The organism is Erwinia persicina (assembly GCF_019844095.1).
In the GTDB taxonomy this organism is placed as follows: domain Bacteria; phylum Pseudomonadota; class Gammaproteobacteria; order Enterobacterales; family Enterobacteriaceae; genus Erwinia; species Erwinia persicina.
This window is the reverse complement of record NZ_CP082141.1, coordinates 630,043-648,228: the sequence shown is the minus strand read 5'-3', so window position 1 is coordinate 648,228 and position 18,186 is coordinate 630,043. Positions and strand designations below refer to the sequence as shown.

The following is an 18,186-nucleotide window of genomic DNA, read 5'->3' as shown; positions in this document are numbered from 1 at the left end:
AGAATCGAATGACCCCGCAACGGGTTAAAGGCTGCCATTTTTCCAGAAAGCCGCCTGTTTCAGGGCCTGCTGGCGATGGCTATCCAGCCAGACTTCCTGTTGCTTCACAATCGCTTCCTGCAGCTGCTTCCAGCTCTGTAGCCAGGCGTTGACGGCAGCCGAGTCGTACGCTCCTGCCAGCAGATGCACGGCCAGTACCTGACGATGCAGGCGCGTCAGCTTGTCCTGATACTCGCCCGAATGGTTAAGGTGGCTGAAAGTCTCTTTAAGATCGGCGGCAATGCGGCCCAGCATGATATCGCTGAAGCGTTTGAATGACCCCTGCAGTTTGGCATCTGCTTTCTGATCAACGAACAGACGCCAGCGTTCAGTGGCTATCCAATGAGTAAGTGCTAACTGCGTTTGCAACCAGAGCGGGCTGAAGCATAACGTGTGTGCATCAGGATTATCTTCAACCAGCGCCTCTTCCAACTGAGTCAGCTTCTGGCGCAGCTCACTGCTGGCCTTGCGCGGCACCAGCGCGCCGTAAAGGGCAAACGTCTGACGCAGCACTTCCAGCGCATCCTTCACTTCATGCAGCGCGGCGGCGTTGCCACGCAGCCACAGCTCTTCATGATACTGCCACTGGCTTAACGCCAGCAGGAAGGCTGCCCGCATCCCCTCTTCGACCGTTGCCTTCGGCCTGACCTTCAGCAGGGGAACCGGGCGTAACGAACGCGGAAGATCGCCCTGGGCCAGCGCATATCCCCGCGCCGCCTTACTCAGGCTGCCCAGCCGCAGCCCCTCAATCGTCGCCAGTTCTGCGGCGAAGGCCAGCAGATCGTCACGCTGGCCACTTTTCAGTTCCAGCTCCACTTCCATGAGTGGTTCGCTACGCTCACCGGCACTCACTTCACCCCGATCGAATGCCACTTCAATCTCACTTTGCAGGTAAGTGACCACCCACTTCTCGCGCGTAAAATGGGTGCTGAACAGCGCACCGAGTTGCTGTTGCAACATCGCTACATCCGTCCCGGCAGGCCAGACATCGGCCGGCAACCGCTGTATATCCAGTTCCGGTTTTTCCAGCGCGACGTTATATTCCGGACGCTGATGCAACCCCCCTATCGTCTGACCGGCGGTTTTCAGTGTCATTTCATAGTGGTCACCAAAGCCACGGATACGCAGCCCCATGTCCCAGCGTCTCAGCTGACTGTCAGCCGTTTCGAAGTAAATATTGGTCAGTGCCTGGCCGGCAGAATGCTGATGTGGCCATGCGGTGAGTTTACTGGCAACTTTTTCGGCCGCTTCTGGAACGGCAATGAACTTTAATTCGATTTCTATGGTCATAATGTCTTATTTACGTCGTTAACGGCTGAGTAAACGGTTAAGGTATCTGATAATGCTCGCAAAGATGGCGGGCAATCGTGCTGCTATAGCCACCAAGAATAATGCACAAGAGACAGCACTGTCTCTGCTTTATTACGCTTTCGCGCACAGCATCTCAAGCCGCCTGAGACCAGGATAGTTCTCATTCAGCTTTCTGTGAGGCAGCTCCAGACTGTGCAATTACATTTTTACAGCCCTTATGCAAAAAGAGTTCGAATGAAAATCACTCACCTCATTGGTCTGACTTTGCTCTCGATGAGCGCTGTGGCAACCGTCCACGCTGAAGAAAAACGCTATATTTCCGACGAGTTGACCACCTGGGTTCGCAGTGGTCCTGGTAACGATTATCGTCTGGTTGGTACCCTAAACGCTGGCGAAGAAGTGTCACTGCTGCAGACGAATGAAAACAGTAAATATGGCCAGATCCGTGACAGCCAGGGCCGCACCACCTGGATCCCCCTGACTCAACTCAGCCAGCAGCCCAGCCTGCGCACCCGCGTGCCTGAACTGGAAGAGCAGGTGAAAGTCCTGACGGCTAAACTGGCCAATATTGACGGTAGCTGGAATGAACGTACCGCCGATATGCAAAAGAAGGTGGCAGGCAGCGATGACGCGATCAACAGCCTGAAAGAAGAAAATCAGCAGTTAAAAAACCAGCTTATCGTGGCGAAGAAAAAAGTCGATGCCGCGAATGTGCAGCTGGATGATAAACAGCGCACCATCATCATGCAGTGGTTTATGTATGGCGGAGGCGTGGCGGGTGTCGGCCTGCTGCTGGGCTTGCTGTTACCGCATATGATCCCCCGCAGGAAGAAAAGCGACCGCTGGATGAACTGACCGAACTGACGCAACACCGGAGGGTATCTGTGGATACCCTTTTTGCGTTGCCCGCGATTTATCATTCATGCAACATGAATGTTATAGTATGACAATTATTGCTCAGTTTATTCTTACTCGCAGCCTTTGGAGATCCCAGTGAAAACATACCTTGTCGGCGGCGCCGTGCGTGACGGACTCCTCAATTTGTCGATCAAAGACAAAGACTGGGTGGTGGTCGGTGCCTCTCCCGGAGAGATGCTGGAACAGGGCTTTGAGCAGGTTGGCCGCGACTTCCCGGTTTTCCTTCACCCGGCCAGCCACGAAGAGTATGCGCTGGCCCGCACCGAGCGTAAATCTGGCAGCGGCTACACCGGTTTTGTCTGCTATTCCGCCCCGGATGTCACGCTGGAGCAGGATCTGGCCCGCCGCGATCTGACGATTAACGCCATCGCTCAGGATGCCGACGGCCACTATTATGATCCTTACGGTGGGCGGGAAGACCTGGAGAATCGGGTACTGCGTCACGTATCAGAAGCCTTCAGTGAAGATCCGCTGCGCGTGCTGCGCGTGGCGCGCTTTGCGGCACGCTATGCTCATCTTAACTTCCGTATCGCCGGTGAAACCCTGGCGCTGATGGCGTCGATGGCGAAAAGCGGCGAACTGGCGCATCTCACGGCAGAACGCGTCTGGAAAGAGACGGAAGGTGCCCTGCGAACAGAAACGCCTCAGGTATTTTTCCAGGTGTTGCGCGACTGCGGTGCGCTGGCGGTACTGTTCCCCGAACTCGATAACCTCTACGGCGTGCCGGCTCCGGCAAAATGGCACCCGGAGATCGACACGGGGGTTCATGCCCTTATGGCGCTGGCGATAGCCGCGCAGCTCAGTCCCGAAGTCGATATCCGTTTTGCCACGCTGTTTCACGACGTGGGCAAGGCGCTGACACCTCCGGAAAAATGGCCAAGCCATCACGGACATGGCCCGGCGGGCGTGCCGCTGGTTGCCGCCCTGTGTGAACGCCTGCGCGTTCCCAATGCAACGCGCGATCTGGCACTGCTGGTGACCGAGTTTCACGATCTGGTGCATACGATACAGAATCATCCGGCGGACACGCTGGTGGCGCTGTTTGATCGTCTGGATGCCTGGCGTAAACCGCATCGCGTAGAGCAGATTGCGCTGACCAGCGAAGCCGATGCCCGCGGACGTACCGGGTTCGAAAATAATCCTTATCCGCAGGGCGATCACCTGCGTGAAGCCTGGAAGGTCGTGCAGGCGGTGTCGACGAAAGGCGTGGTCGAAGCAGGCTTCAAAGGCGCGGAAGTAAGGGAAGAACTTACGCGCCGCCGGGTGGCAGCGCTGGAGAACTGGAAAGCCGTTTAAGGTAACGACGGGCCGATCGAAACAGACGATCGGCCGTTGCGTGCTGGCCGGGGTCAGGCAGGCCTGCCCCCGCTCAGCTTACAGGACAAACACCGCGTAGACCGCAGCGGCCACGATAAACCGGTAGATAGCAAACGGAATAAACGAGATGCGCTTGATGATGTGCAGGAAGCTCTTAATCGCAATCAGCGCCACGATAAACGCGGTGGCAAAGCCGACGGCAAACATCGGGAAGTCGGCCATCGTCAGGAATCCCATACTCTTGTAGAGATCCAGGCCGGTGGCGCCAATCATCATCGGTACGGCAAGGAGGAAGGAGAATTCAGAAGCCGCATAACGGCTGACGCCCATCAGCATTCCGCCTGAAATGGTGGCACCGGAGCGGGAGAAACCCGGCCACAGCGCCAGACACTGGAAGCAGCCAATGATAAACGCCTGACGATAGGTAATATCGTCCACGCCAACCGCCTTTGGCTGCTTAGGCTTCAGCAGCTCTGCCGCAATCAACAGCACGCCGCCCACGACCAGCGCATACATCACGTTGACCGGGTTAAACAGCGTCTTGATCTTATCGTGCAGCAACAGGCCAATCACCACCGCCGGCACCATGCCCAGCAGAATATGGATCAGCGTCAGTTTACCCTGCCCGACCCCTTCATGTTTCACTTCACCAAAATGAATCCCGATCAGGCCAAACAGACGACGCCAGAACATGACCACAACGGCGAGAATCGATCCGAGCTGAATGACAACTTCAAAGGTCTCCGCCTTCTCACCTTCAAATCCCAGCAAATGACCGACAATGATCATGTGTCCGGTAGAAGACACGGGGAGAAACTCCGTCAGCCCCTCAACAATCCCAAGTATTGCTGCCACTAATAGCTGATGAATATCAGTCATCAAATCTGCCCCTAACCCTGTTAAAACCATTAAAAAGGCGGTCGCTTAACGCTCCCGCCCATTGTGCCCTGACATCATCAGGACAACCTTAAGACAGAGCATAATGTGGTTTGGTTTCATTGTGATGGCAATCAAAATGGAATTATTTCGGATTAGTCCCGCGTTCGATGATGACACCGACCTGCCGGGCCTGAGCAATGGCACCCGGTTTACTGACCTTAATTCTGACCCACGGCGAAGCGAAACGGGTCAGCAGCAGCGTGGCAATTTCTTCTGCCACGCGCTCGACCAGGGCAAACTTACCGTGAGCGACATGGTTGATGATTGCTTCTGATACATCGGCATAACTCAGGCAGTCGTTCACATCGTCACTGGCGGCTGCCTTGCGGTTATCCCAGGCCATTTCGACATCGAACACCAGTTTCTGCTGAATCGTTTGTTCCCAGTCGTAAACACCAATGGTGGTGATCACCGACAGTTGATCAATAAATACGATATCCATGATATGTCTCTCTGTTTTTGCGGTTGCCGGATACCATCCCCGGCGGTTTATGCGTATTATCCACAGATGCTGACTTTAAGACGACCCCAACAAGACGGAACGGTGTTATGAGTGTATTCGCGCTTGGCATGATCATTTTCGCTTATCTGTGTGGCTCTGTCTCCAGTGCGATTTTGGTCTGTCGACTGTTCGGATTGCCGGATCCACGCCACAACGGATCGGGTAATCCTGGTGCCACCAATGTGCTACGACTTGGCGGCAAAGGTGCGGCCATTACGGTGCTGGTGTTTGATGTATGTAAAGGGATGCTGCCCGTCTGGCTGGCTTATCACCTTGGCGTCACGCCTCTTTATCTGGGTCTGACCGCCATTGCCGCCTGCCTTGGGCATATTTACCCGGTCTTCTTCCACTTCAAAGGCGGCAAAGGGGTGGCGACCGCTTTTGGGGCAATCGCACCGATCGGCTGGGATCTGACAGGCCTGATGACCGGCACCTGGCTGCTGACCGTGCTGTTGAGTGGCTATTCTTCATTAGGGGCGATCGTCAGTGCGCTAATCGCGCCCTTCTACGTCTGGTGGTTCAAACCGCAGTTTACCTTCCCGGTCGCTATGCTTTCCTGCCTGATCCTGTTACGTCATCACGACAATATTCAGCGCCTGTGGCGTGGGCAGGAAAATAAGATCTGGAAGAAGAGAAAAAAGAAAACGCAGGGGCCGGAAGGATCCTGACCCCAATGGGGATTAAATCGCGGGCAGTTCAGACAGCGGCCAGCGCGGGCGAACCGTCACGCTGAGTCCTGCAGGCGTATCGCCTTTCAACCTTACCATGCCGGCATAAGCGATCATCGCTCCGTTATCAGTACAGAACTCCGGGCGGGCATAGAAGACTTCCCCGCCGCGCTTTTGCATCATCTCCGCCAGCTTACTGCGCAGCGTGCGGTTAGCGCTGACGCCACCGGCGATCACCAGACGTTTGAAACCACTCTGATCGAGCGCACGTCGGCACTTAATGGCCAGCGTATCCACGACTGCGTCTTCAAATGCACGGGCAATGTCAGCACGCGTCTGATCGCTGTCGTCATTATCGCGGATGGTGTTGGCCGCAAAGGTCTTCAGGCCTGAAAAACTGAAATCCAGTCCCGGACGATCCGTCATCGGCCGCGGGAAGACAAAGCGTTTTTCCACTCCCTGCTGCGCCATTTTTGACAGCATTGGCCCCCCCGGGTAGTCCAGCCCCAGAAGCTTGGCGGTTTTGTCGAACGCTTCCCCCGCTGCATCATCCACCGACTCACCCAGCAGGGTATATTCCCCCACACCGGTGACGCTGATGAGCTGCGTGTGCCCACCGGAAACCAACAGCGCAACGAACGGGAATGCCGGTGGGTTATCTTCCAGCATGGGTGCCAGCAGATGACCTTCCATATGATGGACGGCAATGGCCGGTACATCCCAGGCAAACGCCAGCGAGCGGCCAATGGTCGCTCCGACCAGCAGCGCGCCAACCAGGCCAGGGCCGGCAGTATAGGCAACCGCGTCAATATCTTTCGCCTGCAGCCCGGCTTCCTGAAGTGCTGCCTGGATCAACGGCACGGTTTTACGCACGTGATCGCGCGAGGCCAGTTCCGGTACCACGCCACCATAGTCGGCGTGGAGTTTGACCTGACTGTAAAGTTGATTGGCGAGCAAACCGGCAGCATCGTCGTAAATGGCAATACCGGTTTCATCGCAGGATGTTTCAATTCCGAGAACACGCATGGCTTTTTTCACCTCATTCTTGCGGCGCGCAGTGTAGCATGAAGGCGCATTTACAGGCGGCTATTTTACCTGTTGAGCGGTTACGCATTGAGCAATAAGGTGTTTTTTTTCGCACGACGTGAAGAGGATTCGTGTATAATCAGTCCCCTGAAAAAAACCGGCAGCCGCACAGGTGTATCTGTTGGTTACTTAATGCTATGGTGCTTTACAACGAAGCCTGTGTTGGAGTAAAATTCCGCACCATTTTGAAATGAGCTGGCACCGATGTCAGCAGCAAAACCGAATTTATCGAGGTGAGAGTTACATGCCGGTAATTAAAGTACGTGAAAACGAGCCATTCGACGTTGCACTGCGTCGCTTCAAGCGTTCTTGTGAGAAAGCAGGCGTTCTGGCTGAAGTTCGTCGTCGTGAGTTTTATGAAAAACCTACTACCGAACGTAAGCGCGCTAAAGCGTCTGCAGTAAAACGCCACGCGAAGAAACTGGCTCGCGAAAACGCACGCCGCACTCGTCTGTACTAATATCCTGAGGGGTCACCCTCACGCTTCACAGACAAGTTAGTAGTATTCAGGCCGTGCTTCCGAAAGGAATGCGCGGCTTGTTGTCGTTTATGAACCAAAAATAGACCTTACAGAAATTTCACTGTAACCCACTGTTTTGATTCATAAACGTCAATACAGCCAGACGCAGAAAGATGAAGGGAAGTATCCCCAATAGATTTCGGTGTCTGGCAAGGCGGCAATGGCATGAATCCCCGGGAGCTGACATCAGTCAGTGACCGGGGTGAATGACAGCAGCCAACGCAGCCAGACGCAGAAAGATGAAGGGAAGTATCCCCAATAGATTTCGGTGTCTGGCAAGGCGGCAATGGCATGAATCCCCGGGAGCTGACATCAGTCAGTGACCGGGGTGAATGACAGCAGCCAACGCAGCCAGACGCAGAAAGATGAAGGGGATTTATGGCTGGACGCATTCCACGCGTGTTTATCAATGACCTACTTGCGCGCACGGATATCGTGGATCTTATTGATGCCCGGGTAAAGCTGAAAAAGCAGGGCAAGAACTACCACGCATGCTGTCCTTTCCATAATGAAAAAACCCCCTCTTTTACCGTCAACGGTGAAAAACAGTTTTATCACTGTTTTGGTTGCGGTGCGCACGGCAATGCCATCGACTTCCTGATGAACTACGATCGCCTGGAGTTTGTGGAAAGCATTGAAGAGCTGGCCACACTTTATGGACTGGAAGTGCCCTACGAAAGCGGCAGCGGCCCCAGTCAGCTCGAGCGTCATCAGCGTCAGAGCCTGTATCAGTTAATGACGGGACTGAGCGAATTTTATCAGCAGTCGCTGACACAAAGCACGGCATCTGCCGCGCGCGACTATCTGTCTCAGCGTGGGCTGAGCGGCGACGTTATAAAACATTTCTCTATCGGTTTCGCCCCGGCAGGCTGGGATAATGCGCTCAAACGTTTTGGCCGTAATCCCGATGACCGCCAGTCACTGATCGATGCCGGCATGCTGGTCACCAACGAGCAGGGCCGCAGTTACGATCGCTTCCGCGAGCGGGTGATGTTTCCTATCCACGATAAGCGTGGGCGGGTAATTGGTTTTGGTGGCCGCGTGCTGGGTGACGCAATGCCAAAATATCTTAACTCACCGGAAACCGATATTTTTCACAAAGGTCGCCAGTTGTACGGCCTGTATGAAGCGCTAAAAAACTATCCGGAACCCACCAAACTGCTGGTGGTCGAAGGCTACATGGATGTGGTGGCGCTGGCCCAGTTTGGCGTGGATTATGCGGTAGCTTCTCTCGGTACCTCCACCACGGCAGAGCATATCCAGCTGCTGTTCCGCTCGACCAATACGGTGATCTGCTGCTATGACGGCGACCGTGCCGGCCGCGAGGCTGCATGGCGGGCGCTGGAAACGGCTTTACCTTACATGAATGACGGTCGTCAGCTACGCTTTATGTTTCTGCCTGACGGCGAAGATCCGGATACGCTGGTGCGTAAAGAGGGGAAAGACGCATTTGAAACGCGGATGGAGCAGGCCATGCCGCTCTCCACGTTTCTGTTCGACACCCTGATGCCCCAGGTGGATTTACGTTCCCCGGATGGACGGGCGCAGCTCAGTACCCTGGCATTGCCGTTAATCAGCCAGGTCCCGGGCGAGACATTACGCATCTACCTGCGTCAGGAACTGGGCAATAAGCTGGGTATTCTTGACGACAGCCAGCTGGAAAAGCTGATGCCTAAGCAAGCGGAAAATGCGAAACCACCCGCACAGCCCCAGCTAAAACGCACAACCATGCGTATACTTATTGGGCTGTTGATTCAAAATCCGCAGCTGGCGATGATGGTGCCTTCTCTGGAGGGGCTGGAGCAGTCAGAACTACCAGGATTTCCGCTGTTCGTCGAGTTAGTGAGCACTTGCGCAGCGCAACCTGGCCTGACGACCGGACAGCTACTAGAGTTATACCGCGGAACAAAATTTAGCCAGAGCCTTGAAACCCTGGCAACATGGAACCACATGATCGTAGATGACGAAGTGGAAACCATGTTTAAGGACGCGCTGGGCAGTATGTATGACAACGCGCTGGAACGCAGGCTTGAAGATTTAATCGCCCGCGACCGCACACACGTACTGACCGCAGAAGAGCGCCGCGAGTTCTGGACGTTGAGCCAGGCACTGAAGAAACAGTAAATGAATAAGGTTTTGGCCTTATTACACAAAATTTAGAAGCGTTATCGGCGCCGTCAGTTTGGACACCGCCTGCGCGCAGCACCCGGAGCGTACTGAAGGACGGGAAGACTGCGACCATCGCCGGGGTTCAAAATGGCAAGCAAGATAGCTTCAGACAGAACATAAGCGGCTTAAGTGCCGAATTCGAGTCAGGCAGCCCCTGACGGCCGCCATGACGGGCAGCGGCAATAATCCAAACGCCCTCACTGTTATTGTTGGCATGTTAGCCGACCCGACACCAATCTAATTTAACAGAAGTGTGGATACCGTCTTATGGAGCAAAACCCGCAGTCACAGCTTAAGCTACTTGTCACCCGTGGTAAGGAGCAAGGCTATCTGACCTATGCCGAGGTCAATGACCATCTGCCGGAAGATATCGTCGACTCCGATCAGATTGAAGACATCATTCAGATGATCAACGACATGGGCATTCAGGTTGTAGAAGAAGCGCCTGATGCCGATGATTTGATGCTGAATGAGAACAACAACGACACGGACGAAGACGCTGCCGAAGCGGCTGCTCAGGTATTATCCAGCGTAGAATCTGAAATCGGACGTACCACCGACCCGGTGCGCATGTACATGCGCGAAATGGGGACGGTTGAACTGCTGACGCGTGAAGGCGAGATCGATATCGCCAAACGCATCGAAGAGGGTATCAACCAGGTACAGTGTTCCGTTGCTGAATATCCTGAAGCGATTACTTACCTGCTTGAGCAATATGACCGTGTTGAAGCGGGCGAAGCGCGCCTGTCGGATCTGATCACCGGTTTTGTCGACCCGAATGCCGAAGCAGAGATCGCCCCTACTGCGACTCACGTGGGTTCAGAACTTTCCGCTGAAGAGCGTGATGACGAAGAAGAAGACGAAGAGTCTGACGACGACAGCTCGGATGATGACAACAGCATCGATCCGGAACTGGCGCGGGAAAAATTCAACGACCTGCGCGTTCAGTACGAAACCACCCGTACCGTTATCAAAGCGAAAAGCCGTAGCCACGCTGATGCCATCGCTGAGATCCAGAATCTGTCCGACGTGTTCAAGCAGTTCCGCCTGGTGCCGAAGCAGTTCGACTTCCTGGTGAACAGCATGCGCACCATGATGGATCGCGTCCGTACTCAGGAACGCCTGATCCTCAAGCTGTGCGTAGAAATCTGTAAGATGCCGAAGAAGAACTTCATTACCCTGTTCACCGGTAATGAAACCAGCGAAACCTGGTTCAAAGCGGCACTGGCAATGAATAAGCCGTGGTCAGAGAAGCTGAACGATGTGTCAGATGACGTACACCGTAGCCTGATGAAGCTGCAGCAGATCGAAACGGAAACTGGCCTGACGATTGAACAGGTAAAAGACATCAACCGTCGTATGTCGATCGGCGAAGCGAAAGCGCGCCGTGCGAAGAAAGAGATGGTTGAGGCTAACCTGCGTCTGGTTATCTCTATCGCCAAGAAGTACACCAACCGTGGCCTGCAGTTCCTGGATCTGATTCAGGAAGGTAACATCGGTCTGATGAAAGCGGTGGATAAGTTTGAATATCGCCGTGGTTATAAGTTCTCGACTTATGCCACCTGGTGGATCCGTCAGGCGATCACCCGTTCAATCGCTGACCAGGCGCGTACCATCCGTATTCCGGTGCACATGATTGAGACGATTAACAAGCTCAACCGTATTTCCCGCCAGATGCTGCAAGAGATGGGCCGTGAGCCGACGCCGGAAGAGCTGGCCGAGCGTATGCTGATGCCGGAAGATAAGATCCGTAAGGTGCTGAAAATTGCCAAAGAGCCGATCTCTATGGAGACGCCGATTGGTGATGATGAAGATTCACATCTGGGTGATTTTATCGAAGACACCACGCTGGAGCTGCCGCTGGACTCCGCGACGTCAGAGAGCCTGCGTTCTGCCACGCACGACGTGCTGGCCGGTCTGACCGCGCGTGAAGCTAAAGTACTGCGTATGCGTTTCGGTATCGATATGAATACCGACCACACGCTGGAAGAAGTGGGCAAACAGTTCGACGTAACGCGTGAGCGTATTCGTCAGATTGAGGCGAAAGCGCTGCGTAAGCTGCGTCACCCAAGCCGCTCTGAAGTGCTGCGCAGCTTCCTCGACGATTAATCGGGTCGGTGCAATAAGATGGCTCCTCACTGAGGGGCCATTTTTTTTAGTGAAAAACTAGATCCCCCGCGCCTTGAGCGCCAGATCCAGCTCCGCATAGGCTGCCGTCAGCGCATCCTGTGAAGCCCGGTTCAATCCGCTCGGGTTCGGTAGCACCCAGATCTCCGTGTTCCCCACCGTCAGCGGCTGCCTGCCCCACTCCACCTTACTGCACCGGAACGCCTGCTGATAAGCCTGCTTGCCCAGCACCGCCAGCGCAGCTGGCTGGTAACGCTCAATCTTTTCCATCAGCGCCTGCCCGCCGCTGCGCAGTTCACTGCCGGCCAGTTCCGTGGCCACCACCGTGGGCCGCTCAACCAGCATGGTAATGCCGCAGCCGGTCTCCAGCAACTGCTGTTCCTGCTCCGGACGGAGCTGCGTCCAGGTGAACCTGGCCTGGAAAAGGGTTTTCCAGAAGCGGTTGCCCGGGTGGGCGAAATGATAGCCGGTATGGGCAGAGGATTTGCCCGGGTTGATGCCGCAGAACAGCACCCGCAGGCCTGGCTGAATAATATCGGTGATACCGTGCGCTTCCACGATCGGAGGTCTCCCTGACAGCAGGCTCCCGGTACGGGAGCCCGTTGATCAATCATAACGCAGCGATGACCGCCGCGGTAATCTCTTCGGTTTTCATCCCGCGGCCCGGCTGATGCTGCGCCGTCACTGTTTCCACCGCGCGAAGAATGGCGCCCGCCGCATCCGTCTCGCCCAGATGCTGCAGCATCATCGCCGCCGACCAGATGGCGGCAACCGGATTGGCAATGCCCTGTCCGGCAATATCTGGCGCTGAACCGTGCACCGGCTCGAACATGGAAGGGACTGACGGATCGGGATTGAGGTTAGCGGACGCGGCATAGCCCAGCCCGCCCTGAATCGCCGCACCGAGATCGGTGAGGATATCGCCAAACAGGTTGGAGGCCACGATCACGTCCAGAGTTTCCGGGTGCATCACCATCCGCGCCGCAATGGCATCAATATGGTAGCGATTGACCTTCACCTCCGGGTAGTCACGGGCAACCTCTTCGGTGACCTCGTCCCACATCACCATGGTGTACTTCTGCGCATTCGATTTGGTCACCGACGCCAGCCGTTTGCTGCGCTGCTGCGCCATCTCAAAGCCGTACCGCAGAATGCGCTCCACGCCGCGCCGGGTGAAAATCGAGGTTTCGACCGCCACCTCATCCGGAGTGCCCTGATGAATACGCCCGCCGGCACCGCTGTATTCCCCTTCGGTGTTTTCACGAATACAGAGAATATCAAACTCACTTTTACGCAGCGGCCCCTCCACCCCGGCCAGCAGGCGGTGGGGACGCACGTTGGCATACAGGTCAAACTGCTTGCGGATCGGCAGCAGCAGGCCGTGCAGCGACACGTTATCCGCTACCTTTTCCGGCCAGCCGACGGCCCCCAGCAGCACGGCATCAAACTGACTCAGCGTGCGGATACCGTCTTTGGGCATCATTTCACCGTGCTGAAGATAATACTCACAGGACCACGGGAACGTCTCACCGCTCAGGGCAAAGCCAAAGCGGCCGGCACTGTGCTCCAGCACTTGCCATGCGGCTTTCGTCACGTCTACGCCGATGCCGTCACCGGGGATCAGTGCTATTTGATAGCTTTTCATGACTCTCCTTCGATTAATAAGATAACCATCAGAAAGACATCTTCGCCCAGGTGACGCATTTGTGCTGCTTTTTTCCTGTCACGCGGCGGCATATGCTGCCGAATACACCGGCGGAGCAGCGGCAGAGGGCCGCGCCTGCGCAGGTTGCGATCAGCGGAAGACGCTGACCGCTTCGACCAGGCGCTCTGCCTGGTGCTTCATCCGCTGCGCCGCCAGCGCACCCTCGCTGACCAGCGCACTGTTATCATGCGTCAGACGATCCAGCGCTTCCACCGCCTGACCCACTTCGCCCAGACCGGCCCCCTGCTCGGCGGTGGCCACGCTGATTTGCTGCAGCAGATCGGTCACGTTCTGCACTTTTTCCACAATATCCCCGATGGCTTTGCCTGCCTCATGCACCTGTCCGGCCCCGGACTCAACCTTGAGATTACTGGCAGCAATCAGCTGGCGGATCTCACTGGCTGCACCCGCACTGCGCTGCGCGAGGCTACGTACTTCACCCGCCACCACGGCAAACCCTTTACCCTGTTCGCCAGCGCGTGCCGCTTCCACCGCCGCATTCAGCGCCAGGATATTCGTCTGGAAGGCAATACTGTCGATCAGGCCGGTAATGGTGGCGATTTTGCGGGAACTGTCGGCAATTTCATCCATTGTCACCACCACGTTTTGCATGACCTCACCGCCTTTCACGGCGGCGTTACTGGCGGTACGGGAGAACTGGTTCGCCTGCTCGGTGCTTTCACCGTTGCGCTGCACCGTGCTGGTCATCTGGTTCATGGTGCTGGCGGTCTGCTGCACGCTGGCGGCGGTCTGTTCGGTATGGCTGCTGATCTTATCGTTGCCGCGCGCCAGTTCGTCACTGGCCCGGTGGACGTCCACCACCTGGTCGCTGACGTCATTCAGCAGCCAGCGGAACATCAGGCCAAGCTGGCCCACCGCGCGCAGCGTCGTGCCGATCTCATCGACCCTGTCCATGTGGTCGACATGCGGATTCGCTCCGGTAGCGACATTCAGCGCCTGGCGGCACACGGCCGCCATCGGCCGGGCAATCTGACGTTGCAGCCAGAGATCCACCAGCAGCGCCATCAGCGCGGAGAATAGCGTAAAGCCTCCCAGCGCAGTCCCCGCGAGGCCTGCCGCTGCGGCAGCGGCCACCAGCGGCAGCCACAGGGCCAGCACCGCGCTGTGCAGACGCCAGCGCAGCGGCATGGTTTTCAGCAGGCTTAATCCCCTCAGCCAGCCGCTGCGCAGCAGCAGGCCCCGGTGCAGACGCCAGCCCTTCATCTTGCCCTGATTCATCTTCTGATAGAGCGCTTCTGCCCCCTGCACCTCCTCCGCCGTAGGCTTGATGCGCACTGACATATGCCCCTGGATTTCACCATTACGGATCACCGGCACGACATTGGCGCGAACCCAGTAGTGGTCACCGTTTTTACGGCGATTTTTCACCAGCCCGGTCCACGGCAGCCCCTGGTTCAGCGTAGCCCACATATCGGCAAACGCGGCAGCGGGCATATCAGGGTGGCGGACAAGGTTGTGGGGTTGTCCATCGATTTCACTGCGATCATAGCCGCTTACCTCAATAAACGCGCTGTTGGCGTAGGTAATGTAGCTGCGGGCATCGGTGGTGGTCATCAGGGTGGTATCATCATCGAGCGGATACTCCTGCTGAGTGACAGGCGGGTGGGTATGCATATAACGACCTTGTTATGAATGTAGGGAAATTGCAGGAATTAAGCAGGGGTTGTCGGCAGGGTGTGACTAAAACTTTAACAACTTTCATCTAATCTGTGCGGCAGCGCACAGCGACCGCACCGATCAGGCGCTGGCGAAGGCTTCACGCAGCCAGTGGATAAACCCGCTGACGGCACGCGGCACCTGCGCTGACCACGGGCGCACGACATATAACATATCGGCAAAAGCACCGACCGCTTGCCACTGCGGGAGCAGTTGTACTAAAGCCCCATCCTTTAGCGCGGCTTGAGCACTGAAGTCCGGCAGCAGTGCAATACCCAGTCCCTCCAGCGCGGCATCGCGGATAGATTCACTGTTGTTGGTGGCAAAGGGCCCGCTAACGTTAACGGCAACGCGTTCTCCCCCCGTTAACGGCTGGAAGTTCCAGCGCGGGAGTTCCACCCCACGCGGATAATAGAGGCACAGGTGCTCACTCAGCGCCTGCGGGCAGGACGGGTGACCATAGCGTGACAGATACGCCGGGGACGCGACGACAACCGCATGAGTCCGGCACAGCGGCAGGGCAACGTGGGTCTCCGGCAGGCTGTTGCTGTGGCGAATGGCCAGATCAAAGCCATCGCTGGCCAGCGACACCAGCCGGTCAGACACCTCGAGCTGGACGCGCACCTGAGGATGCTCCCGCAGGAAAGCGGTGATATGCGGCACCAGCTGCTGGCGGGCAAAGGCCACCGGCGCGGTCACACGAACCAGCCCACGTAACGGACCGGCAGAATCCCGCACGCCAAAAAAGCTCTGTTCAATCTGCGCAAATGGCGCGCGCAGGTCATCCACCAGCTTTTCACCCGCGCTGGTCAGGCGCACGCTGCGCGTGGTACGCGTCACCAGCGGTACGCCGGCCAGCTGTTCCAGCTCTTTGATCTTCACTGACATCGCGGCCTTACTCACCTCCAGCCGTTCTGCGGCAGCGGTAAAGGTGCCCTGCTCGGCCAGCACCGTCAGCCAGTGCAGATGGGTCCACAGCGCGTCCGTTTTCAGTTCTTTCATGGCATTGTTCACTATAGTAAATAATCAATTCAAGTATAGCGCTTTTTCCCGACGGTAATTATGGGTAAATTGGCCTCCTGAGACAGCGGCAGACCTCACGCCGCCACGTCCGGTTAAATCCTGTTATTTACTTACCACGCCGAGGTTTCCATGCCACTACTTCAGTTTGATGTCATTCAGGGCCGTTCCGAGTCAGAGCTGAAAACACTGCTGGATGCGGCGCACCGTGCAGTGCTGGCGGCGTTTAACGTCCCCGAGCGCGATCGCTATCAGATTGTTCACGAAAACAAAGGTTATCAGATGGTATTTGAGGATACCGGCCTGGGGCTGCAGCGTAGCGATAATCTGGTGATGGTGCGGGTGTTTACCAGTCCGCGCAGCAGCGAGCAGAAGCAGTTCTTTATGGCCGAACTGTGTCGGGAACTGAAGGAGAGCTGCGGCATTCTGCCGTCAGACGTGATGATAACCTTTATCACCAACGATAAGGGCGACTGGAGCTTTGGCAACGGCGTGGCGCAGTATCTGACTGGCGAACTGTAAAACCGGACGGCTCCCCGGCAGGATACCGGGGAGCCGTCCGTCGTTCATCAGAAGTCGTAACGCAGACGCACCAGGTTCATGTCGCCCAGGTCGTCGGTGCTGGAAGTAAACACGTGTTCGTAATCCACACGGAATCCGTAATCCAGCTTCAGGGTGACACCCACACCGTTATCGATGCGCTGGTAATCACGCCCGGTCACATACTGCATACGATCGCCCATCACATAAGGCATAACGGACGTCAGACCATAGGCCCCGACCGGCACGGTATAGCCCGCCAGATACTCAACCCCCCAGGCATTCCCGGAGAAGTAGTTATCCACATCCACTTTTTTGGTGGTGAGGAAATTATCGTACCAGCCGCCACCGACAGTGAAGGTCCAGTTATCCGGTTTCCAGCTTAACGCCGTACCGATAATATTCTGATCGTAGGTTTTGTCATCGCCGTTACCCGGGTTACGCATCTCTGCACGGGTATAGTTCCACGCGGTGCCCCACGTCAGGTCTTTGGTGATGTGATAATCCACACCCAGCGACCCGCCGCCCTGACGCTTGTAGCGCAGACCGTTGCCCGGTAAATACTCGCCGTCGGAGAACAGGTAAGAGGCGTAAACATCCGCATCGCCGAAGGTATTTTTATATTTCAGCATTTTGCGGCCACGGTAGGAACCGTCGTAATCGCCATTAATGCCGTTACCCGGCGCCTGGCCGAGCATATCGTAATCCCAGATATCGGTTTTCACTCCGACCACATCATAATAAACGCTGTTCTGCTGGCCGAAGGTCAGCTGGCCCCAGGTATTACTTTTCAGACCGGTATATAACATACGGCGGGAGGTGTTATTTGCCCCATCCGCATGATGATTATCCCAGCTAAATACAGCCGGAATATTCACCCCCAGTTCGTAATAACTAATCCAGCTAATATCATCAAACAGATAATAATCGGCGGCAAAGCGGAAGCGCGTCCCACCATCGAAACCATTACGTTTGTAGGAACCTTTATCGCCGTCACCGGTCATATTATTGAACTGAGGGCGAATACTGCCGCCGACGGTAAAGTTCAGCCGGCTTAACGGATCGCCAGCCTGAGGGTCCTGTTTCAACACGGTAATTTCCGCCTGGGCAGCAAACGACGTGCTGCCAATAATCAGCCCCAGACCAATGGCCTGAGTTAAAACGCGCATTTTTGTTAACATTTAGAATCCCTGCGTAATATAGTCAAATAAATAGCAGGAAAAAGAATATCCTGAACGACGATAAAAAAGACGCTGTCCCGATAAGGTTTTGTGCTTTTTTATGAAGAAAGAGATTAACTAAATATTTCAATGAATGTCTTTATTCACACTATTAATCATATTGTGCTTTATTTCACTGCTGAGATGAAAAACAGCCAGACACCTCTGATTGACAGTCAACAAAGCATGACCCGGGTTACGCTCTTTTTTGGCAGCGTTAAAAAGTCAATATTGCGCATTTTTCACTCTCTTTCTGCAGGCACTGACCGCCTGACCGATCGCAGCGATACCTCATCCTCAGGACAGGTGCGGACGGAGAATATCAGGAAGGTCATTTGTGTGAGCCAAATCTGAATTTCAGCATTATTTTGACGCCGCAAAACACATTAGCGCGGTTTATTTTACGCGGCCGATTTTCATTCCCTTCC

At 55.6% G+C, this 18,186-nt stretch carries 17 protein-coding genes; 8 read left to right on the top strand and 9 right to left on the bottom strand.

Translation table 11 applies throughout. The features are described 5' to 3' along the window. Window positions 1–24: 24 nt before the first annotated feature. Window positions 25–1,329: a CYTH domain-containing protein gene (locus K6L24_RS02990; protein ID WP_222681937.1), complete on the bottom strand. Its 1,305-nt coding sequence runs from the start codon at window positions 1,327–1,329 to the stop codon at window positions 25–27. 255 nt (window positions 1,330–1,584) lie between these two features. Here K6L24_RS02990 and K6L24_RS02985 point away from each other — a divergent pair, with 255 nt between their 5' ends. Together K6L24_RS02985 and K6L24_RS02980 are read left to right on the top strand one after the other, a co-directional pair. Continuing rightward, window positions 1,585–2,205, top strand: a complete 621-nt coding sequence (locus tag K6L24_RS02985; RefSeq protein WP_062744356.1) for a TIGR04211 family SH3 domain-containing protein — start codon at window positions 1,585–1,587, stop codon at window positions 2,203–2,205. 138 nt (window positions 2,206–2,343) lie between these two features. Continuing rightward, a complete protein-coding gene (locus K6L24_RS02980; protein ID WP_062744357.1) occupies window positions 2,344–3,564 on the top strand; it encodes a multifunctional CCA addition/repair protein in 1,221 nt (406 codons plus the stop codon). Between the two features lie 78 nt (window positions 3,565–3,642). Here K6L24_RS02980 and bacA read toward each other — a convergent pair whose 3' ends face one another. Both bacA and folB read right to left on the bottom strand, forming a co-directional pair. Next, on the bottom strand, window positions 3,643–4,464 hold the full coding sequence (bacA, locus tag K6L24_RS02975; RefSeq protein ID WP_062744358.1) for an undecaprenyl-diphosphate phosphatase: 822 nt from the start codon (window positions 4,462–4,464) through the stop codon (window positions 3,643–3,645). A gap of 142 nt (window positions 4,465–4,606) precedes the next feature. Beyond that, window positions 4,607–4,966: a bifunctional dihydroneopterin aldolase/7,8-dihydroneopterin epimerase gene (gene folB / locus K6L24_RS02970; RefSeq protein WP_062744359.1), complete on the bottom strand. Its 360-nt coding sequence runs from the start codon at window positions 4,964–4,966 to the stop codon at window positions 4,607–4,609. A gap of 107 nt (window positions 4,967–5,073) precedes the next feature. Between folB and plsY the strand changes: the two genes are divergently transcribed. After that, window positions 5,074–5,694, top strand: coding sequence for a glycerol-3-phosphate 1-O-acyltransferase PlsY (plsY, locus tag K6L24_RS02965; RefSeq protein ID WP_137270186.1), 621 nt, complete (start codon window positions 5,074–5,076; stop codon window positions 5,692–5,694). 12 nt (window positions 5,695–5,706) lie between these two features. On the opposite strand, the gene tsaD is transcribed toward plsY, so the two are convergent. Further along, window positions 5,707–6,720: a tRNA (adenosine(37)-N6)-threonylcarbamoyltransferase complex transferase subunit TsaD gene (tsaD, locus tag K6L24_RS02960; protein WP_118665934.1), complete on the bottom strand. Its 1,014-nt coding sequence runs from the start codon at window positions 6,718–6,720 to the stop codon at window positions 5,707–5,709. Window positions 6,721–7,024: 304 nt separating this feature from the next. Here tsaD and rpsU point away from each other — a divergent pair, with 304 nt between their 5' ends. The 3 genes from rpsU (at window position 7,025) to rpoD (ending at window position 11,578) form a co-directional block, all read left to right on the top strand. Further along, complete coding sequence (gene rpsU, locus K6L24_RS02955; protein ID WP_001144069.1) at window positions 7,025–7,240, top strand: 30S ribosomal protein S21; 216 nt, start codon at window positions 7,025–7,027, stop codon at window positions 7,238–7,240. Window positions 7,241–7,678: 438 nt separating this feature from the next. Then, on the top strand, window positions 7,679–9,424 hold the full coding sequence (gene dnaG, locus K6L24_RS02950) for a DNA primase (RefSeq protein ID WP_222681936.1): 1,746 nt from the start codon (window positions 7,679–7,681) through the stop codon (window positions 9,422–9,424). Between the two features lie 312 nt (window positions 9,425–9,736). Then, entirely contained in the window at window positions 9,737–11,578 is a 1,842-nt protein-coding gene (gene rpoD, locus K6L24_RS02945; RefSeq protein WP_062744363.1) for an RNA polymerase sigma factor RpoD, read from the top strand. 57 nt (window positions 11,579–11,635) lie between these two features. On the opposite strand, the gene mug is transcribed toward rpoD, so the two are convergent. The 4 genes from mug to K6L24_RS02925 form a co-directional block, all read right to left on the bottom strand. Beyond that, the gene (mug, locus tag K6L24_RS02940; RefSeq protein ID WP_062744364.1) at window positions 11,636–12,154 is read right to left on the bottom strand and encodes a G/U mismatch-specific DNA glycosylase; all 519 of its coding nucleotides are present in this window, start codon (window positions 12,152–12,154) and stop codon (window positions 11,636–11,638) included. A gap of 52 nt (window positions 12,155–12,206) precedes the next feature. Then, complete coding sequence (locus K6L24_RS02935) at window positions 12,207–13,241, bottom strand: tartrate dehydrogenase (RefSeq protein WP_062744365.1); 1,035 nt, start codon at window positions 13,239–13,241, stop codon at window positions 12,207–12,209. 150 nt (window positions 13,242–13,391) lie between these two features. Then, window positions 13,392–14,936: a methyl-accepting chemotaxis protein gene (locus K6L24_RS02930; protein WP_062744366.1), complete on the bottom strand. Its 1,545-nt coding sequence runs from the start codon at window positions 14,934–14,936 to the stop codon at window positions 13,392–13,394. 123 nt (window positions 14,937–15,059) lie between these two features. Then, entirely contained in the window at window positions 15,060–15,980 is a 921-nt protein-coding gene (locus K6L24_RS02925; protein ID WP_222681935.1) for a LysR substrate-binding domain-containing protein, read from the bottom strand. Between the two features lie 150 nt (window positions 15,981–16,130). Between K6L24_RS02925 and K6L24_RS02920 the strand changes: the two genes are divergently transcribed. Then, window positions 16,131–16,520, top strand: coding sequence for a tautomerase family protein (locus K6L24_RS02920; protein ID WP_118665494.1), 390 nt, complete (start codon window positions 16,131–16,133; stop codon window positions 16,518–16,520). 47 nt (window positions 16,521–16,567) lie between these two features. Here the strand turns inward: K6L24_RS02920 and K6L24_RS02915 are convergent, their stop codons facing one another. Beyond that, entirely contained in the window at window positions 16,568–17,719 is a 1,152-nt protein-coding gene (locus K6L24_RS02915) for a porin (protein ID WP_062744369.1), read from the bottom strand. A gap of 129 nt (window positions 17,720–17,848) precedes the next feature. Between K6L24_RS02915 and K6L24_RS02910 the strand changes: the two genes are divergently transcribed. Further along, the gene (locus K6L24_RS02910) at window positions 17,849–18,112 is read left to right on the top strand and encodes a hypothetical protein (RefSeq protein WP_062744370.1); all 264 of its coding nucleotides are present in this window, start codon (window positions 17,849–17,851) and stop codon (window positions 18,110–18,112) included. The last annotated feature ends 74 nt before the right edge of the window (window positions 18,113–18,186 follow it).

Bases quoted from the DNA above. Each gene is read 5' to 3' on its own strand.
- K6L24_RS02990 (WP_222681937.1), bottom strand. From the start codon at position 1,329: ATGACCATAGAAATCGAATTAAAGTTCATTGCCGTTCCAGAAGCGGCC.
- K6L24_RS02985 (WP_062744356.1), top strand. From the start codon at position 1,585: ATGAAAATCACTCACCTCATTGGTCTGACTTTGCTCTCGATGAGCGCT.
- bacA (WP_062744358.1), bottom strand. From the start codon at position 4,464: ATGACTGATATTCATCAGCTATTAGTGGCAGCAATACTTGGGATTGTT.
- folB (WP_062744359.1), bottom strand. From the start codon at position 4,966: ATGGATATCGTATTTATTGATCAACTGTCGGTGATCACCACCATTGGT.
- plsY (WP_137270186.1), top strand. From the start codon at position 5,074: ATGAGTGTATTCGCGCTTGGCATGATCATTTTCGCTTATCTGTGTGGC.
- tsaD (WP_118665934.1), bottom strand. From the start codon at position 6,720: ATGCGTGTTCTCGGAATTGAAACATCCTGCGATGAAACCGGTATTGCC.
- rpsU (WP_001144069.1), top strand. From the start codon at position 7,025: ATGCCGGTAATTAAAGTACGTGAAAACGAGCCATTCGACGTTGCACTG.
- dnaG (WP_222681936.1), top strand. From the start codon at position 7,679: ATGGCTGGACGCATTCCACGCGTGTTTATCAATGACCTACTTGCGCGC.
- rpoD (WP_062744363.1), top strand. From the start codon at position 9,737: ATGGAGCAAAACCCGCAGTCACAGCTTAAGCTACTTGTCACCCGTGGT.
- K6L24_RS02935 (WP_062744365.1), bottom strand. From the start codon at position 13,241: ATGAAAAGCTATCAAATAGCACTGATCCCCGGTGACGGCATCGGCGTA.
- K6L24_RS02930 (WP_062744366.1), bottom strand. From the start codon at position 14,936: ATGCATACCCACCCGCCTGTCACTCAGCAGGAGTATCCGCTCGATGAT.
- K6L24_RS02925 (WP_222681935.1), bottom strand. From the start codon at position 15,980: ATGAAAGAACTGAAAACGGACGCGCTGTGGACCCATCTGCACTGGCTG.
- K6L24_RS02920 (WP_118665494.1), top strand. From the start codon at position 16,131: ATGCCACTACTTCAGTTTGATGTCATTCAGGGCCGTTCCGAGTCAGAG.
- K6L24_RS02915 (WP_062744369.1), bottom strand. From the start codon at position 17,719: ATGTTAACAAAAATGCGCGTTTTAACTCAGGCCATTGGTCTGGGGCTG.
- K6L24_RS02910 (WP_062744370.1), top strand. From the start codon at position 17,849: ATGAATGTCTTTATTCACACTATTAATCATATTGTGCTTTATTTCACT.